Genomic DNA, 17,151 nt, shown 5'->3' with positions numbered 1-17,151 from the left:
CTTTTCGCCAGCAAGCTGCGCTAGCCGACTTTGCACGCTGCCAGAACCGCCATATTCAGAATATCGTTCGCCGTCGAATTGGAACCGCAAATCTGGATCGATTCGCCAACCCCGCTTAGAATCGGGCCAATGACCGTTGCACCGCCCATTTCCTGCATCAGCTTGACCGAAATGCTGGCCGAATGGCGCGCCGGAACGACCAGAATGTTGGCTGGTCCCGTCAGACGGGAAAACGGGTATTGGGCCTGGGTTGCCGTATTCAGCGCAACATCAACCGTCATTTCGCCTTCATATTCGAAATCAACCCCGCGGCGGTCCAGCACCTTGGGCGCCAGATGCATCTTGTGCGCACGTTCTGATACCGGATACCCGAACGTCGAAAAGCTGACGAATGCAACACGCGGGTCAAGCCCCATGTGCCGCGCGACAGCGGCACTGCGTTCAGCTATTGTTGCCAGATCTTCCTCGTCCGGCCATTCGTGCACAAGCGTATCGGCAATCAGCACGATGCGGCCCTTGTGCAGCAAAGCGGTAACGCCCGCAGCGCCGTGTGCCGCATCGGCATCAAATACCGAATTGATCCTGTCCAGAATATGCGACGACTTGCGCGTCGCCCCGGTTACAAGCCCGTCGCCGTGCCCATGCGCCAGCATGAGGGCAGAAAAAACATGCCGGTCGCGCGCGGCCAGTCGGTGGATATCCTGCCGGTCATGCCCTTTGCGTTGAAGACGGTTGTAAAGGAATTCCTTGTAGGTCTCGAGATGCGGAGTGATCGCCGCATTCACGACTTCCAGTTCCTGAACGGCATCGCCCAGACCGCTGGCTTCCAGCTTAGCTTTCACATCGTAATCGCGCCCAACGACCAGCGCCTGCCCCAGACCCGATCGCTGATACATGACAGCAGCGCGCAAAACCCTTGGGTCGTCACCTTCCGCAAAAATCATCCGCGCCTGCGCCGCACGTGCACGCGCATTCAGACCGCGAAGAATGCTGGCCGTCGGATCCATACGCGATTTAAGCGAAAGTTCGTAAGCATCCATATCGATAATCGGACGGCGCGCAGCGCCTGTGTTCATTCCCGCGCGCGCAACAGCTGTAGGGATGCGGTGAATCAAACGCGGATCAAATGGCGTGGGAATGATGTAATCACGCCCGAAGCTCAGATTGCGGCCATATGCCAGCGCAACCTCATCAGGGACATCTTCTCTGGCAAGCTCTGCCAATGCCTGCGCGCAGGCAATCTTCATCTCGTCATTGATCGCACGCGCGTGAATGTCCAGAGCGCCGCGAAACAGATACGGAAAGCCAAGCACGTTGTTGACCTGGTTGGGATAGTCACTGCGCCCGGTCGCAACAATCGCGTCTTCGCGCACGGCATGTGCTTCTTCGGGCGTAATTTCCGGATCGGGGTTTGCCATTGCGAAAATCACCGGATTATCCGCCATGTTTGCCACCATTTCAGGTGTCACGGCCCCCTTGGCAGACACGCCCAGAAAGACATCCGCGCCTTTCATGGCGTCATCCAGCGATCGCAGATCCGTTTTCACCGCATGGGCAGATTTCCACTGGTTCATACCTTCGGACCGGCCCTGGTAGATCACGCCTTTGGTGTCGCACATGATGCAGTTCTCATGCCGGGCCCCCATGGATTTCAACAGCTCAAGGCACGCGATACCCGCAGCCCCCGCACCGTTCAGAACAATCCGCACATCTTCGATTTTCTTGTTCGACAGGTGCAGCGCGTTGATCAGGCCGGCAGCACAGATCACCGCCGTTCCGTGCTGGTCGTCATGGAACACCGGAATGTCCATTTCTTCCTTCAGCCGTTGTTCAATGATGAAACACTCTGGCGCCTTGATGTCCTCAAGGTTGATCCCGCCAAAGGTGGGACCCATCAACTTGACCGCTGCACAGAACGCATCCGGATCTTCGGTGTCCAGCTCGATATCGATGCTGTTGACGTCCGCAAAACGCTTGAACAGCACCGCCTTGCCTTCCATCACCGGCTTGGAGGCCAGTGCGCCCAGATTGCCCAGACCCAAAACTGCCGTCCCGTTGGAAATGACAGCAACCAGATTGCCCTTGTTCGTATAGTCATAGGCGGTTTCAGGGGCGGCTGCGATAGCCTCGCAAGGCACCGCAACGCCAGGAGAATACGCAAGCGACAAATCGCGTTGCGTTGTCATCGGGACAGTTGCGGTGATTTCGAATTTTCCGGGCGTTGGCTCCAGATGAAAGGCAAGCGCCTCTTCTGCTGTCACTTTGTTCTTGGACATTTCGGGTTCTTTCCTGCTGCGGGCTTGGGCGTCTTACCCCAGTGGCGCGCGCGCCTCAATCAGATTGCGTTTTCGCCTTTCGCCCGATGAACGGCCTTTGTAAGGTTCGCCACGGCCAAGTGTGGGGAAATCGCGTGTCAACGACAACGCCTATGATGGCGCAATATCTGGGCATCAAGCAGGCGCACAAGGACGCGCTGCTGTTCTATCGCATGGGTGATTTCTACGAAATGTTCTTTGACGATGCTGTCGCGGCATCGCAAGCGCTGGATATCGCGCTGACCAAGCGTGGCAAACACGACGATCAGGATATTCCGATGTGCGGTGTCCCTGTCCATGCCGCCGAAGGATATCTGCTGACACTGATCCGCAAAGGATTTCGCGTCGCCGTCTGCGAACAGATGGAAAGCCCGGCAGAGGCCAAGAAGCGCGGTCACAAATCTGTTGTCAAACGGGATGTTGTGCGTCTGGTCACGCCGGGCACGCTGACCGAGGACTCATTGCTTGAGGCGCGCCGCCACAATTATCTGGCCGCCTATGCGGAAATCCGCGACATTGCTGCCTTGGCGTGGGTCGATATTTCAACCGGCGCCTTTCACGTCATGCCGTTGAATCCCGCGCGGCTGGGCCCTGAACTGGCACGGCTGGCCCCCGCAGAACTGGTTGTGTCAGAATCAAAAGAGGCCGATTTATACGGTTTAGTCTCTGATTTCGGGATTGCCCTGACAGCCCTTGCGCGCGCCACATTCGACAGCGCAGGCGCGCAGAAACAGATATGTGACGTGTTTGGCATCGCCACGCTGGACGCATTCGGCACATTTGACCGCGCAGAAATCGCGGCAATGGGCGCAATTGTTCAGTATCTGGACATGACCCAAAAGGGCAAACTTCCGCTTTTGGCAAAACCCGTACGGGAAACGACGGACCGCACAGTGCAGATTGATGCGGCGACCCGCAGAAATCTGGAACTGACGCACGCCTTGTCGGGCGGGCGCGCCGGATCGCTTTTGTCTGTCATTGATCGCACGGTCACACCGGGTGGTGCGCGCCTGCTGGAACGAAGGCTGTCAAGCCCGTCAAGATCGCTTTCAGAGATTCAGCGCAGGCTGGACGCCATCGATTTCGGGTTAGCCCATCGCCCGCTGTTTCGCGACATTTGCGAACACTTGCGCAAAGCGCCGGATCTGGATCGGGCGCTGTCACGCGTATCACTGGATCGTGCCGGACCCCGCGATCTGGCGGCAATCCGCGACGGATTGATTGCCGCGCAGGCGATTGCCGGCCTGCTACCCCCAACGGATGCGCCGGATCTGCTGGCCACCGCTGCGAAAGATCTTGTCGGACAGGATGAACTTATCGCCCTGCTTGACGATGCGCTGGTTGCAGATCCCCCGCTACTTGCGCGTGATGGTGGGTTTATCACGTCCGGCTATGATCCCGATCTTGATCAGGCCCGCACCCTGCGCGATCAGGGCCGTTCCGTTATTGCGGCTTTGCAGCAGGATTATGTTTCGGCAACAGGCATTCCTTCGCTGAAGATCAAACATAACAACGTGTTGGGGTATTTCATCGAAACCACGTCGACACATGCTGACAAGATGTTGTCGCCACCGCTTTCGGAAAGCTTCATACATCGCCAGACAACGGCCAATCAGGTCAGGTTCACAACGGTCGCCCTGTCGGAAATGGAAACCAGGATCCTGAACGCGGGCAGTCACGCCCTGGAGATTGAAAAGCGTCTCTATCAAAGCCTTAGTCAGGCCGTTTTGGCCAAGGCTGCAGCCATCAACACGGCCGCGCGCGGGTTGGCAGAGATCGATCTTGCCGCAGCGCTGGCGGATCTGGCGCTGGGTGAAGACTGGTGCCGACCACAAATAGATGACAGCCGGTCCTTTTCAATCACTGGCGGGCGCCACCCGGTTGTCGAACGGGCCTTGCGCACGCAGGGCGGCGCGCCCTTTGTTGCCAATAATTGCAATTTGTCGGGTGGCGATACGTCGAACATCTGGCTTCTGACCGGCCCCAATATGGCCGGGAAGTCCACGTTCCTGCGCCAGAACGCGTTGATTGCGCTGCTGGCGCAAATGGGCAGCTATGTGCCTGCCGCTTCGGCGCATATCGGTATGATCAGCCAGTTGTTCAGTCGCGTCGGCGCATCCGATGATCTGGCCCGCGGGCGATCGACATTCATGGTCGAAATGGTGGAAACGGCAGCGATCCTCAATCAATCCGATGATCGCGCGCTGGTTATACTTGATGAAATCGGTCGTGGTACATCAACTTATGACGGGCTGTCGATTGCCTGGGCCACGCTGGAACACCTGCACGACGTCAACAAATGCCGCGCGCTGTTTGCAACCCATTACCATGAACTGACGGCCCTTTCCGCAAAACTGGCCGGAGTCGAAAATGCGACCGTCACGGTCAAGGAATGGGAAGGCGAAGTTATCTTCCTGCACGAAGTCAAACGTGGCGCTGCCGACAGGTCTTATGGGGTTCAGGTCGCACAACTGGCCGGCCTGCCCGTGTCTGTCGTTGCACGCGCCCGGGTTGTGCTTGACGCGCTGGAAAAAGGCGAACGTACAGGTGGACCGACGCAGAAGGCATTGATTGACGATCTTCCGCTGTTTTCAGCCACGCCACCACCGCCGCCCGTTCAAAAATCGTCCGAACTTGAAGAGACGCTGTCAGACATCCACCCTGACGAGTTGTCGCCCCGAGAAGCATTGCAGATTCTCTATAAACTGAAAGAGGCGTCACAGTCCTGACTGCAACGCCCCGCTTTCATCTTTTCAAAAATACTTCCGCCGGAGGCTCCGATAAATCTGCGCCACTTACCCTGCCGGGGTCGATGACACACCAACCTGCGCCGGGCGCAGCAAACGGTCGTGCAGCATGAACCCTTCGGCCGCCACCTGAATGATGTCACCCGCCTTGGTTCCGGGAACAGGGGCCTCGAACATGGCCTGATGATTTTGCGGGTCAAACCTGTCACCGACCTGCGGCGAAATCAGTTCGATTCCGTGCTTTTTGAAAACATTCAAAAGCTCGCGCATCGTCAGCTCCACACCTTCCAGAAGCGCCGCGGAAACCTCGCGCTGATCGTCCGTCGCCGCTTCCAGCGCGCGCTTCATGTTGTCGTAAACCGGCAGCATATCCCGTGCCAGTTTTGATCCGCCGTATTGCTCTGCTTCACGCCGGTCTTTTTCAGACCGTTTGCGGGAATTTTCGGCATCAGCCAGCGCGCGCATGAACCGGTCACGAAACGCATCCCGCTCCGCTCTCAATGTGTCGATTTCCAATGCCTCGTCGTCAATTTCCAGCATCTCGTCGGCATATTCTTCTGCCTCTGCCGTATCAATATCGTCAAGAAAGTCTTCGTTTTTCGGCTCTGCCATTTTTCACCTCTAACTCCGGTCGGAAATCAGTTTTCCCACCAGTTGCGCCGTGTAATCCACAATCGGCACAATACGTCCATAGTTCAGTCTGGTCGGTCCGATTACCCCGACCGCACCAATTATCTTTCGGTCTGCGTTCATATATGGGGAAACCACCAAAGAGGAACCCGAAAGTGAAAAAAGTTTGTTCTCAGAGCCAATAAAAATGCGCACACCCTCACCGCTTTCGGCGCCTTCCAGAAAATCGGCTATATCGCGCTTGCGCTCAAGATCGTCGAACAGTGTGCGAATCCGCTCAAGGTCCGCCTCTTCTTCCTCTCGGGCAAGAAGATTGGCGCGACCCCTTACAATCAAGCGCTCGCTGCGTTCACCTTCGTTTTCCCAAAGGGCAACGCCGCTTTCCACCAGCGCGCGCGCGAGAACGTCAATCTCCTGTCGCCGCTCTGCGATTTCGTGGCGCATGACTGTGGAAAAATCGCTCAGCGTCTTGCCTTCAATCAACGAGTTCAGGAAATTCGCGGCTTCCCGCATTGAACTGGGGGTCTGTCCTGGTGGGGGCGCAAATATCCTGTTTTCGACATGACCGTCCGCAAAGACAAGCACCACAAGCGCTCGATCCTGGCCCAGCGACACGAATTCAATATGCCGAATCGGGGCCTCGTGCTTTGGCGTCAGAACAAGGGATGCGCCCTGTGTAACACCTGACAGCGCAGACCCGACACGATCCAGCAACCCGGCAACGTCGGGTGAGTTTCCCCCCATCGTCGCATCGATTTTCTGGCGGTCCGCCTGATCAAGATCGCCGACTTCCAGCAATCCATCCACAAACATCCGCAAGCCCAGTTGCGTCGGAACCCGACCGGCGCTGATATGCGGGCTGTTCAGAAGGCCCAGATACTCCAGATCCTGCATGACGTTGCGGATCGTAGCCGCGCTGACCTTTTCGCTTAACGTGCGCGTCAGCGTCCGGCTTCCAACAGGGTCGCCGCTGGCCAGATAGCCTTCTACGACCTGTCGAAACACCTCTCGGGACCGGTCATTCAGTTCGTCCAGCAACTGTGTACTTTCAGACATTCTTACTTCCTTGAATGGGCTGCCATTAAAACGGGCCCGGACGAAACGTCAATCGGGGTTGCATCTGCGTTGGCTGGGGCGGTATCCCGATGGAACCCAAAAAGGATTACAAAATGCGCCCCTCTGGTAGAAATTTAAGCGAAATGCGTGCCGTTTCAATCGAAACCGGTGTTACAAAACACGCCGAAGGCTCTTGTCTGATCAAAATGGGTGACACCCATGTTCTGTGCACAGCCACAATCGAAGACCGCGTACCGCCTTTTATCAAGGGATCCGGACTGGGGTGGGTCACGGCCGAATACGGAATGCTGCCGCGCGCCACAAACACCCGCATGCGCCGCGAGGCCGCTTCCGGGAAACAAAGCGGGCGCACTGTTGAAATCCAGCGCCTGATCGGGCGGTCATTGCGCGCCGGTGTAGATCGCGTTGCCCTGGGTGAACGGCAGATCACAATTGATTGTGATGTTATCCAGGCAGATGGCGGAACCCGCTGTGCATCAATCACAGGGGGGTGGGTTGCTCTTAAACTGGCAGTCAACAAACTGATGAAAATCGGCGATGTTACCAGTGATCCGTTGATTGATCCTGTGGCCGCGATCAGTTGCGGTATTTACGCGGGACAGCCGGTTCTTGATCTTGATTATCCCGAAGATTCAGAAGCCGGTGTCGATGGAAACTTTATCATGACAGGATCGGGCCAGTTGATCGAAGTCCAGATGAGCGCGGAAGGCTCGACCTACTCGCGCGATCAGATGAATGCCCTGATGGATCTGGCGGAAAAAGGCGTGTCGGAACTTGTCGCGCTGCAAAAATCTGCTGCCGCATGACGCGTAAATTCACCGACAAAACGCTTTTGGTTGCGACCCACAATCAGGGAAAGCTGGAAGAAATCGCCGCTTTGCTTGCCCCTTTTGACGTGTCCGTTGTCGGGGCCGCTGAAATGAATCTGGCAGAGCCTGATGAAACGGAGGCGACTTTCGCCGGCAACGCCCGTATCAAGGCGCACGCCGCAGCGCGCGCAACCGGCTTACCTGCTTTGGCAGATGACAGCGGAATCGAGATCGAGGCGCTGGGTAACGCGCCCGGCGTCTACACCGCAGATTGGGCCGAAACACCTTCGGGCCGCGATTTTGTCATGGCCATGACCCGTACACATAACGAGCTTGAAGCCGTCAACGCACCCTACCCGCGAAAAGCACGGTTTTGCTGCACTCTGGTTCTTGCATGGCCGGATGGTCACGATGAAGTGTTTCCCGGCGTAATGCCGGGTCAGGTGGTCTGGCCGATGCGGGGCAACCAAGGCCACGGATATGATCCGATATTTGTACCGGACGGGTATGATGTGACATTCGGCGAAATGGACCGGTGGGAGAAAAACAAGATCAGCCATCGGGCCGACGCGTTCAAAAAACTTGTCGCAGGCTGTTTTGACTGAAGACTGGCAACAGGGCGGTTTCGGCCTTTACGTGCATTGGCCCTATTGCGAGGCAAAATGCCCGTATTGCGACTTCAACAGCCATGTCTCGCGTAACATCGATCAAAAGGCGTGGGCGCGGGCGTATCAAAAGGAACTGGAACGGATCGCAACCGAATTGCCCGGCCGTGTCCTGAACACCATTTTTTTTGGCGGCGGCACACCCAGCCTGATGAATCCCGATACTGTTGCCGGTATTATCGAAACAGCACGCAAGTTCTGGCCAACTTCAAATAATCTGGAAGTCACGCTTGAGGCCAACCCCGGCTCGGTAGAGGCGGGTCGTTTCACGGCATTCCGGGATGGCGGCGTAAACCGGATTTCAATGGGTATTCAGGCCTTGAACGATCTGGATCTGAAAAGACTGGGCCGCATCCATACAGTTGCCGACGCTCGCGCAGCCTTTGATATCGCGCACCAGACCTTTGAGCGGGTCAGTTTTGATCTGATCTACGCACGACAGGATCAGACCCTGACAGATTGGGAACAGGAATTGACCCTGGCGCTGTCCATGGCCGTCGATCATCTTTCCCTGTACCAGCTGACGATCGAAGACGGCACCGCCTTTGGCGATCGGTATGCCGTTGGAAAATTGCGGGGCCTGCCCGATGAAACCCTTGCGGCCGACATGTTCCAGATCACTCAGGACATTTGCGAAGCGCACGGCCTCCCGGCTTACGAAGTGTCCAATCACGCACGCCCCGGCTCTGAATCACTCCATAACCTGATTTACTGGCGCTACGGTGATTACGCCGGCATCGGTCCGGGCGCGCATGGGCGCATAACGCTAGGCGGTCAGCGTTTGGCTACAGAAAGCTGGAGCAATCCGCAGAAATGGCTGGAGTCTGTTGACCGGGGAACCGGTGAAAAAACCCGCGATCTGATCTCTCTTGAAGATCAGGCCAGCGAATATCTGATGATGGCACTGCGCATCCGGTCCGGCCTTGATGTTGATCGTTATACGGCCCTTGCCGGGCATCCACCCGATGCTGAATCACGTTCATCTCTTGTTCATCTTGGCATGATTGCCGACACGGGATCAAATATTTCCGTTACAAAACAAGGACTTATGGTTCTAAACGCGGTAATCCGTGAACTTTTGCCCACCTAACGGGCGCTTAGAATCCGGCAAATTTCATCCAGATCGTCCAAAGACTTGTACGAAATCACCACATCACCCATTTCGCTGTCTGCCTTGTGATTAACCGCCACGTTCATTCCAAGTGCCGCAGACAGATCCCCTTCAAGCGCTTTGGTGTCTGCGTCTTTTTCCGCCGATCCGGAAACCTTGGGTGGTTTCGGCTTCAACCCGTCAGCGTCTTTTGTGTTGGCTTTTTTCACCAGGGCTTCTGTCTGGCGCACCGACAGCTGGCCTTTTACGATCTGTGCGGCCAGCCTCGATGGCTCGGCCGCCATAATCAATGCGCGCGCATGCCCCGCCGAAAGAGAGCCGCCCCGGACAAGATCCAGAACATCATCAGGCAACTGCAAAAGCCGCATCAGGTTCGCAATATGGCTTCTGCTTTTTCCCAGCGCCTCTGCCAGCTTTTCCTGAGTATGTCCGAATTTTTCCATAAGCTGCCGAAAAGCCGCCGCCTCTTCGATTGGGTTAAGATCAGCGCGCTGGATGTTTTCGATAATTGCGACTTCCAGAACCTCGACATCATCAAAATCGCGAACCAGAACGGGCAATTCGTGCAGTTTTGCCAGTTGCGCAGCGCGCCAGCGACGTTCACCAGCAACGATTTCATAGTTGCCGCCGCCCTGTTGGCGCACGATCAGCGGCTGGATAACTCCCTTTTCGGAAATTGATGCGGCCAAATCATTCAGATCATCTTCGGAAAAACGGCGGCGCGGCTGGTTCGGATTGGGCACAATCCGTTCAATCGGAACAAACAGCTCCGGGCGGCGCGGCTGTTCGGGTGCATCTCCGTCAGGTTGCGCAGACACGTCCGCCATAAGCGCAGACAGCCCCCGGCCCAGGCCCCTTCTTTTGTTTTTTTCATCTGCCATATTCTTGCCTCCGGAGTTTACGCTGCAACGCTTGCATGTTTTTTCAAGATTTCCCGCGCCAAGGCACGATACGCTTCGGCACCCTTGGATGTCGTATCGTAGTTCAACACCGGCACAGCATAGGATGGTGCCTCGCTTACCCTGACATTTCGCGGGATTTTGGTGGAAAACACCAGATCGCCCAGATTATCGCGTGCGTCCTGTTCGACCTGTTGCGACAGATTATTTCGGCGATCATACATTGTCAGAACGATCCCTTCGATCCGCAAATTCGCATTTGCCGTCTGGCGGACCTCGCGCACAGAAAGCATCAATTGCGAAAGCCCTTCCAGCGCAAAAAATTCCGCCTGCAAAGGAACCAGAACAGAATGCGCGGCCACCATTGCATTAACCGTCAACAGGTTGAGCGATGGCGGACAATCGATCAGGATAAAATCAAATGCAAATGCATCCATGGCTGTCTGGCGCAAGGCATCATGCAACAAAAAGCTGCGCTTTTCATTCGCCATCAGGTCTAAATCAGCCGAACTGAGGTCTACCGTTGCTGGAATCACATACAGACCCTCATTCGATGTTGTTTGAATAATCTCACTCAAATCAACATCTTCCAGCAAAAGCTCGTATGTTGTCAGGTCTCGGTCATCCACATCAATCCCCAGCCCGGTTGATGCGTTTCCCTGCGGGTCCAGATCAACAACCAGAACACGGCAGCCTTTTTCAACAAGGGCCGCAGCCAGGTTGATTGTCGTCGTTGTCTTTCCGACACCGCCTTTCTGGTTGGCAACTGCGATTATTTTCGGACCTGCCGGACGGGTTGGATCAAACACGCAATGCTCCCTTGATTTTCAGAATGACGGCTCCGGATTCCGTTATACTTTTAATCGCCTCACACTCAAATGACCATCTGGATCGTGCGGTTTCGACTTCTTTTTCCCACGTCTGCCCCTTTGGGAACAGGGCCGTGCCACTTTCTGCAAGATGGCGCTCTGTGTACTCCAACAGCTGGTCCAGATCGGCAAGCGCGCGCGCTGACAGCGTGTTTGCATTCTGCTTCGCGGCACTTTCCACGCGCTCGGTCAGAACGGTCGCGTTCACGCCGGTTTCGCGGATCACAGTGCGCAGGAATGCCGATTTCCTTTGATCGCTTTCGATCAGGGTAAACAGTGTAGCGGGTGATTTTTCGCTTGCGATACACGCGACGACCAGTCCGGGAAAGCCCCCGCCACTCCCAAGATCAACCCAATGCCCAACTTCTCCGGACAGCGCGAACATTTGAGCGGAATCAAGCATATGCCGCGTCCACATCTCGGAAAGACTGGCCCGCGAGACGAGGTTAATTTTGGGATTCCACTTTTCCAACAGATTGGCGTAGCAACGTAGTTTATCGGATGTTTCACGTGAAACATTCAACTCCTGCAAGACCCGGCCCTGATCTGTCATAGGGCGCGCTTTGCCCGATCAACCTGACGGATCTTGGCCAGCACCAACGCCAGTGCGGCCGGTGTCATCCCGTCAATCCGGGCGGCCTGCGCAAGGTTTGTCGGCCGCGCCTGTTGTAATTTGGCCTTGAGTTCATTTGACAATCCGCTGATGCCCTCAAAGCTCATATCGGGCGGAAGCTTTTGATTTTCATCACGTTTCAGCGCCTCAACATCCCGTTCTTGCCGCAGGATATAATGCGCATACAAAGCGTCCCGCTCCAACTGTACCCTTGTCGGGATATCCAGATCTGACAGTTCTGGGATCAACGCCTCCAGATCTTTGCAGCCGACATTGGGGAAGGCCAGAATATCAAAGCCGGTCCTCTTCGAACCGTCCTCTTTTACGGTCAGGCCAGCCTTGTTTGCTTCCTTCGGCGTAAATGTCCGCGCAGAAAGCACCATTCTGCCCCGATCAAGTTTGTCCATTTTTGTGTTGAACGCCGCATTCCGCCGGTCCGACACGCATCCAAGTGCCTGCGCAACAGGTGTCAGCCTTTGGTCCGCATTGTCTGCGCGCAAAGAAAGCCGGAATTCCGCCCGCGATGTAAACATGCGATAGGGCTCTGACACACCACGGCTTGTCAGATCATCGATCATCACACCGATATAGCTGTCAGAACGGCTGAAAACAGTCGGCTCTTTGCCAGTCACTTCAAGCGCCGCATTCAGGCCTGCGACTAGCCCCTGCGCTGCAGCTTCTTCATATCCTGTTGTGCCGTTGATCTGTCCGGCCAGATATAGCCCCTCGACATCCTTGAGAGACAGACGCGGCGTCAACGCCCGGGGATCGATATAATCGTATTCGATGGCATAGCCCGGCTGCAGAATGACGGCCTGTTCCAGGCCAAAGATCGAACGCACATATGCTTCCTGAACATCCTGGGGCAGCGAAGTTGAAATGCCGTTCGGATAAACGGTTGGATCATCTACACCTTCAGGTTCAAGGAATATCTGATGCGATTCCTTATCTGCAAAGCGAACGATCTTGTCCTCGATAGACGGGCAGTATCTTGGCCCGATCCCGTCGATATGCCCGCCATACATCGCAGAACGATCAAGGTTTTCACGAATGATTTCATGCGTTTGTGCGTTTGTGTGCGTGATCCCGCAAGACACCTGCGCCGCCTCGGGTCGGTCAGACAGGAAAGAGAACATCGTCGGGTCTTCATCGCCCGGTTGCATTTCAAGCGCGTCCCACCGGATCGTCCGACCATCCAGCCGCGGCGGAGTACCCGTTTTTAGCCGGCCCATCGAAAGTCCGAATGAATCAATCCTTTCGGCCAGCTTTACAGATGGCTTGTCGCCCATTCGCCCACCCGGGCGCGAAACGTTCCCGATATGAATGACGCCGCGCAAAAATGTTCCAGTCGTCAGAATGACCGCGCCACATGAAATCTGGCTGCCGTCATCAAGCACGACGCCACAAACACGGTTGCCCTGCATCACGAAATCAACAATCTCGCCGATCAGGATAGAAAGGTTTTCCCGGCTTTCAGTTTCCTGCAACATCGCTGTCTGGTAAATCTTGCGGTCCGCTTGCGCGCGCGGCCCCTGCACCGCTGGCCCCTTGCGCCGGTTCAGCAGCCGAAACTGGATGCCTGCCCGGTCCGCAACGCGGCCCATAACACCATCCATTGCATCGATTTCGCGTACAAGATGACCTTTTCCTAGCCCGCCAATGGCAGGATTACAGGACATTACGCCAATACCGATTCGTGTCAGCGTAACGAGCGCGGTTCTTACGCCCATACGCGCAGCAGCATGGGCGGCCTCGGCGCCTGCGTGCCCTCCGCCAATCACGATTACATCAAAATCCGAATGTTTCACGTGAAACATCCCCTCATTTACCAAGACAGAAGCTGGCAAAGATTTCATCCAGCAGGTTTTCTACATCGACATGCCCGACAAGAGATTCAAGGGCTCGAATCGCCGATCGCAACTCCTCTGCGGCAATATCATATTGATCACTGCCCTGTCCCAGAACTTCTTGCGCCTTGGCCAACCCCGCATTTGCTCTTTCCATCGCTATTCGGTGCCGTTCGCGGGTTGCGATCCCGGCCTGCGCCGTTCTGGTTGATAGGGTGCTCGTCAAGCGCGTCACCAATTCGGAAATCCCCTCGCCCGTCTTACCCGAAACAGCATCGGTTCGGTCAAACAACATGTCGGCCTTGGGTCGAAGAACGATATCTTCCGGTTTGATCGAGATCCCCAAATCTTCTGAAGTCTCGCCCAGAAAAACCCTGATATCAGCCAGATCAGCGCGCTGGACCGCCCTCGAAATTCCGATACCTTCGACAAAGTCATCTGTTTCCCGCAAGCCAGCGGTATCAAGAAGCGTCACAGGCAGCCCGCCCAGTTCCATCCGAACTTCGATAACATCTCGCGTGGTGCCGGCATATTCTGAAGTAATCGCCGCATCCCGTCCGGCCAACGCATTCAGCAACGTGGACTTACCAACATTCGGGGCGCCAACAATAGCCACCTCGAACCCGGAGCGAATGCGTTCGTTGATCTGGACCCCGACAATTTCCTTTTCCATGTCGGTCTGCACAGAAGTCAGCAGCGCGCTCACCTCCGGCGTCACGTCGGTAGGAACGTCTTCATCGGCAAAGTCTATTGTCGCTTCCAGCAATGCGGCAGCGCGGATCAGTTTCTGGCGCCAGTCCTGCGCCAGTCGGCCCAGTTCGCCCGACAGGACACGCTGCGCCTGCCGTCTTTGCGCTTCTGAATCCGCATCAATAAGATCGGCCAGGCCTTCGACCTGCGCCAGATCAAGCCGCCCGTTTTCCAAAGCGCGCCGGGTGAATTCCCCCGGCTCGGCCATCCGCAGCCCCGGTTGCTGTGACAGAAGCCGCAGCACGGCAGATGTAACCGCGACGCTGCCGTGCACTTGAAGCTCTACCACATCTTCGCCGGTAAAGCTGGCCGGCCCCTGAAAGCACAGAACCAAAGCAGTATCGATCAAATTTCCTTGGCTGTCGCGCACATCACGCAAAGCCGTATGCCTTGGTTCAGGCAAAGATCCACATAAAAGCGTACCTGCCTGATGCGCCAAAGGCCCCGATATCCGGACAACAGCAACGCCCGCCTTACCGGGCGCCGTTGCCAGGGCAAAAATTGTATCCATCAGCTTAACACACTGTTATTAAACAGTTATTACGTGTTCATCGAGTCAAAGAACTCTGAGTTTGACTTGGTTTGCTTCAGTTTCGAAAGCAGAAATTCGATCGCATCTGTCGTTCCCATCGGGTTCAGGATACGACGCAGCACAAAAGTTTTCTGCAAGTCTACCTTATCGACAAGCAGTTCTTCTTTTCGGGTTCCCGATTTCAAAATGTCGATCGCAGGGAATACGCGTTTGTCAGCAATCTTGCGATCCAGAACAATTTCAGAGTTACCGGTACCCTTGAATTCCTCAAAGATAACTTCATCCATGCGCGAGCCAGTATCAATCAGTGCGGTGGCAATGATTGTAAGCGATCCGCCCTCTTCAATGTTGCGGGCCGCACCGAAAAACCGTTTCGGTCGTTGCAGCGCATTGGCATCCACACCACCGGTCAGAACCTTGCCCGATGACGGAACAACCGTGTTGAACGCACGCCCCAGACGGGTAATCGAATCCAGCAGGATAACTACGTCGCGCTTGTGTTCGACCAGACGCTTTGCCTTTTCGATCACCATTTCGGATACCGCAACATGTCGTGTCGCTGGTTCATCAAATGTCGAAGACACCACCTCGCCCTTCACAGAGCGTTGCATATCGGTGACCTCTTCAGGCCGCTCATCGATCAGCAGAACGATCAGATAGCACTCCGGATGGTTCTTTTCGATCGAGTTGGCAATATTCTGCAAGATCACCGTTTTACCCGTTCTTGGCGGAGCAACAATCAATGATCGCTGGCCTTTCCCGATCGGCGCAACCAGATCGATGATCCGCGCTGTACGATCCTTGATCGTCGGGTCTTCGATTTCCATTGTCAGACGCTCGTCCGGGTAGAGCGGCGTCAGGTTGTCGAACGCGATCTTGTGCCGGGCCTTTTCGGGGTCTTCGAAATTGATCCGCGTCACATTGGTCAGCGCAAAATAGCGCTCGTTGTCGCCCGGCGCGCTCATCACGCCTTCGATTGTATCACCGGTGCGCAAGGAGTGCTGACGTATCATATCAGGGGACACATAGATATCATCCGGACCCGGCAAATAGTTCGCCTCGGGCGACCGCAGAAAACCAAACCCGTCTTGCAAAACCTCCAGCACGCCATCGCCGGAAATTTCCCATCCCTCATCCGCGCGTTCGCGCAGGATCTGGAACATCATGTCGCCTTTGCGCATGGTCGATGCATTTTCGATCTCAAGCTCTTCCGCCATCGAAAGAAGGTCTTTGGGTGTTTTTGCCTTCAGATCGGCAAGGTTAAGCGTTTCTGGTGTTTCGTCGGAAACAGGATCAACAACATCTGTCATTATAAACAGTCCTTAAGTCGCACCACTTTCGTGAGCGCAAAGATGAAAATTCGGAAAGTACCGGTACCCGGACGGGCTGGATTGCCTGCTGTGTAATCCGGCCAGCAGGATCTGTCAATTCTGGCTAGAATTTCACAACCACAGACAGGACAATCACAATCAGCAGGATTGTCGGAACTTCGTTCATGATCCGGTAGGTGCGGCCGGTTACAACATTCTTGCCTGCCACAAAATCCTTGCGGCGTAACGCCAGCCAATGATGAAACCATGTCATGGCCAGTACGGCGATTGCCTTGGTCCAGGGCCAGACCGATGACCAATCAACAATACCGGGCGTGAACACCAGACATAGACCGGCGATCCAGACGGCGAACATTGCCGGATTCATGATCAGCCTAAGCAGCTTGTATTCCATCATTTCAAACACTGGGGAAAGGCCGTCAACCTTGTCGGCCTGTTCAACGTGATGAACAAACAGTCTTGGAAGATAGAACAAACCTGCCATCCATGCGATCACTGCGATAATGTGAAAAGACTTTGTCCATGGGTAAAGGCTGGCCAGTAAATCTGTCATCATCAGTCCCGTTCTAAGCTTTGGCTTACTTAATAATAAATAAAGAAAAGAAAAAGGATGATGATTAAGTAGGGATCGCAAAACCTGTGGATCATATTCTTATCCCATGTTTCATCCTCAACGGGATAACTTTCTGCATGATACCAAGGCGTGGTGAGTGTCAGAGTATTATTATTATTTATCAGATGTTTATGAGAAAATTGCCAGCAGAAGCACTGTGGACGAATTTGGTATAACCGGTGGAAACCACATGCCACGCACAGAGATGCCGTTGTTCTTGTTCCATGCTTAACAAAACATGAAAGGATCCCTGAAAATCCGTCACTTGTTCGATCTATTGTCCGCGATGGGAATTTCCGGCAAACAGGCATGCAGCAAAACAAAGGCATCCCGACAGATGCAA

Annotated in this window: 14 protein-coding genes; 4 read left to right on the top strand and 10 right to left on the bottom strand. The window is 55.2% G+C overall.

Translation table 11 applies throughout. From position 1 onward, the window contains the following. Positions 1–20 precede the first annotated feature (20 nt). Positions 21–2,276, bottom strand: a complete 2,256-nt coding sequence (locus tag OLX72_RS06730; protein WP_114871906.1) for an NADP-dependent malic enzyme — start codon at positions 2,274–2,276, stop codon at positions 21–23. A gap of 152 nt (positions 2,277–2,428) precedes the next feature. Here OLX72_RS06730 and mutS point away from each other — a divergent pair, with 152 nt between their 5' ends. Beyond that, complete coding sequence (gene mutS, locus OLX72_RS06725) at positions 2,429–5,044, top strand: DNA mismatch repair protein MutS (RefSeq protein ID WP_433990441.1); 2,616 nt, start codon at positions 2,429–2,431, stop codon at positions 5,042–5,044. Positions 5,045–5,110: 66 nt separating this feature from the next. Here mutS and OLX72_RS06720 read toward each other — a convergent pair whose 3' ends face one another. Together OLX72_RS06720 and hrcA are read right to left on the bottom strand one after the other, a co-directional pair. After that, a complete protein-coding gene (locus tag OLX72_RS06720) occupies positions 5,111–5,674 on the bottom strand; it encodes a nucleotide exchange factor GrpE (RefSeq protein WP_114871908.1) in 564 nt (187 codons plus the stop codon). A 9-nt stretch (positions 5,675–5,683) separates the two neighbouring features. Then, entirely contained in the window at positions 5,684–6,748 is a 1,065-nt protein-coding gene (gene hrcA, locus OLX72_RS06715) for a heat-inducible transcriptional repressor HrcA (protein WP_114871909.1), read from the bottom strand. Between the two features lie 113 nt (positions 6,749–6,861). Between hrcA and rph the strand changes: the two genes are divergently transcribed. Genes rph through hemW form a run of 3 tightly spaced genes read left to right on the top strand, consistent with a single transcriptional unit; the run spans position 6,862 to position 9,333 of the window. Further along, entirely contained in the window at positions 6,862–7,575 is a 714-nt protein-coding gene (gene rph / locus OLX72_RS06710; protein WP_114872492.1) for a ribonuclease PH, read from the top strand. Next, a complete protein-coding gene (gene rdgB, locus OLX72_RS06705; protein ID WP_433990097.1) occupies positions 7,572–8,183 on the top strand; it encodes an RdgB/HAM1 family non-canonical purine NTP pyrophosphatase in 612 nt (203 codons plus the stop codon). Before rph ends, rdgB begins: the two co-directional genes overlap by 4 nt. Then, positions 8,176–9,333 (top strand): radical SAM family heme chaperone HemW, encoded by a 1,158-nt coding sequence (hemW, locus tag OLX72_RS06700; RefSeq protein WP_433990096.1) that lies wholly within the window; start codon positions 8,176–8,178, stop codon positions 9,331–9,333. Before rdgB ends, hemW begins: the two co-directional genes overlap by 8 nt. Here hemW and OLX72_RS06695 read toward each other — a convergent pair. The 7 genes from OLX72_RS06695 to OLX72_RS06665 all read right to left on the bottom strand — a co-directional run bounded on the left by OLX72_RS06695 (position 9,330) and on the right by OLX72_RS06665 (position 16,748). Continuing rightward, a complete protein-coding gene (locus tag OLX72_RS06695) occupies positions 9,330–10,235 on the bottom strand; it encodes a ParB/RepB/Spo0J family partition protein (protein WP_433990095.1) in 906 nt (301 codons plus the stop codon). The two genes, hemW and OLX72_RS06695, sit on opposite strands and share 4 nt — an antisense overlap. A gap of 17 nt (positions 10,236–10,252) precedes the next feature. Beyond that, on the bottom strand, positions 10,253–11,062 hold the full coding sequence (locus tag OLX72_RS06690; protein ID WP_433990094.1) for a ParA family protein: 810 nt from the start codon (positions 11,060–11,062) through the stop codon (positions 10,253–10,255). After that, entirely contained in the window at positions 11,055–11,675 is a 621-nt protein-coding gene (gene rsmG, locus OLX72_RS06685) for a 16S rRNA (guanine(527)-N(7))-methyltransferase RsmG (protein ID WP_433990093.1), read from the bottom strand. Before rsmG ends, OLX72_RS06690 begins: the two co-directional genes overlap by 8 nt. Next, a complete protein-coding gene (gene mnmG / locus OLX72_RS06680) occupies positions 11,672–13,552 on the bottom strand; it encodes a tRNA uridine-5-carboxymethylaminomethyl(34) synthesis enzyme MnmG (RefSeq protein WP_433990092.1) in 1,881 nt (626 codons plus the stop codon). The genes rsmG and mnmG overlap by 4 nt, the downstream gene beginning before the upstream one ends. Before the next feature lie 4 nt (positions 13,553–13,556). Further along, positions 13,557–14,843, bottom strand: coding sequence for a tRNA uridine-5-carboxymethylaminomethyl(34) synthesis GTPase MnmE (gene mnmE / locus OLX72_RS06675; protein ID WP_114871914.1), 1,287 nt, complete (start codon positions 14,841–14,843; stop codon positions 13,557–13,559). A 29-nt stretch (positions 14,844–14,872) separates the two neighbouring features. Beyond that, the gene (gene rho / locus OLX72_RS06670; RefSeq protein WP_114871915.1) at positions 14,873–16,174 is read right to left on the bottom strand and encodes a transcription termination factor Rho; all 1,302 of its coding nucleotides are present in this window, start codon (positions 16,172–16,174) and stop codon (positions 14,873–14,875) included. 124 nt (positions 16,175–16,298) lie between these two features. Continuing rightward, positions 16,299–16,748, bottom strand: a complete 450-nt coding sequence (locus OLX72_RS06665) for a CopD family protein (RefSeq protein ID WP_205389313.1) — start codon at positions 16,746–16,748, stop codon at positions 16,299–16,301. Between the last annotated feature and the right edge of the window lie 403 nt (positions 16,749–17,151).

It is taken from the genome of Sulfitobacter sp. TBRI5 (assembly GCF_051013555.1).
Classification (GTDB): domain Bacteria; phylum Pseudomonadota; class Alphaproteobacteria; order Rhodobacterales; family Rhodobacteraceae; genus JL08.
Note: the sequence above shows the minus strand (reverse complement) of the source record. Positions and strands in the feature narration are given on the sequence as shown.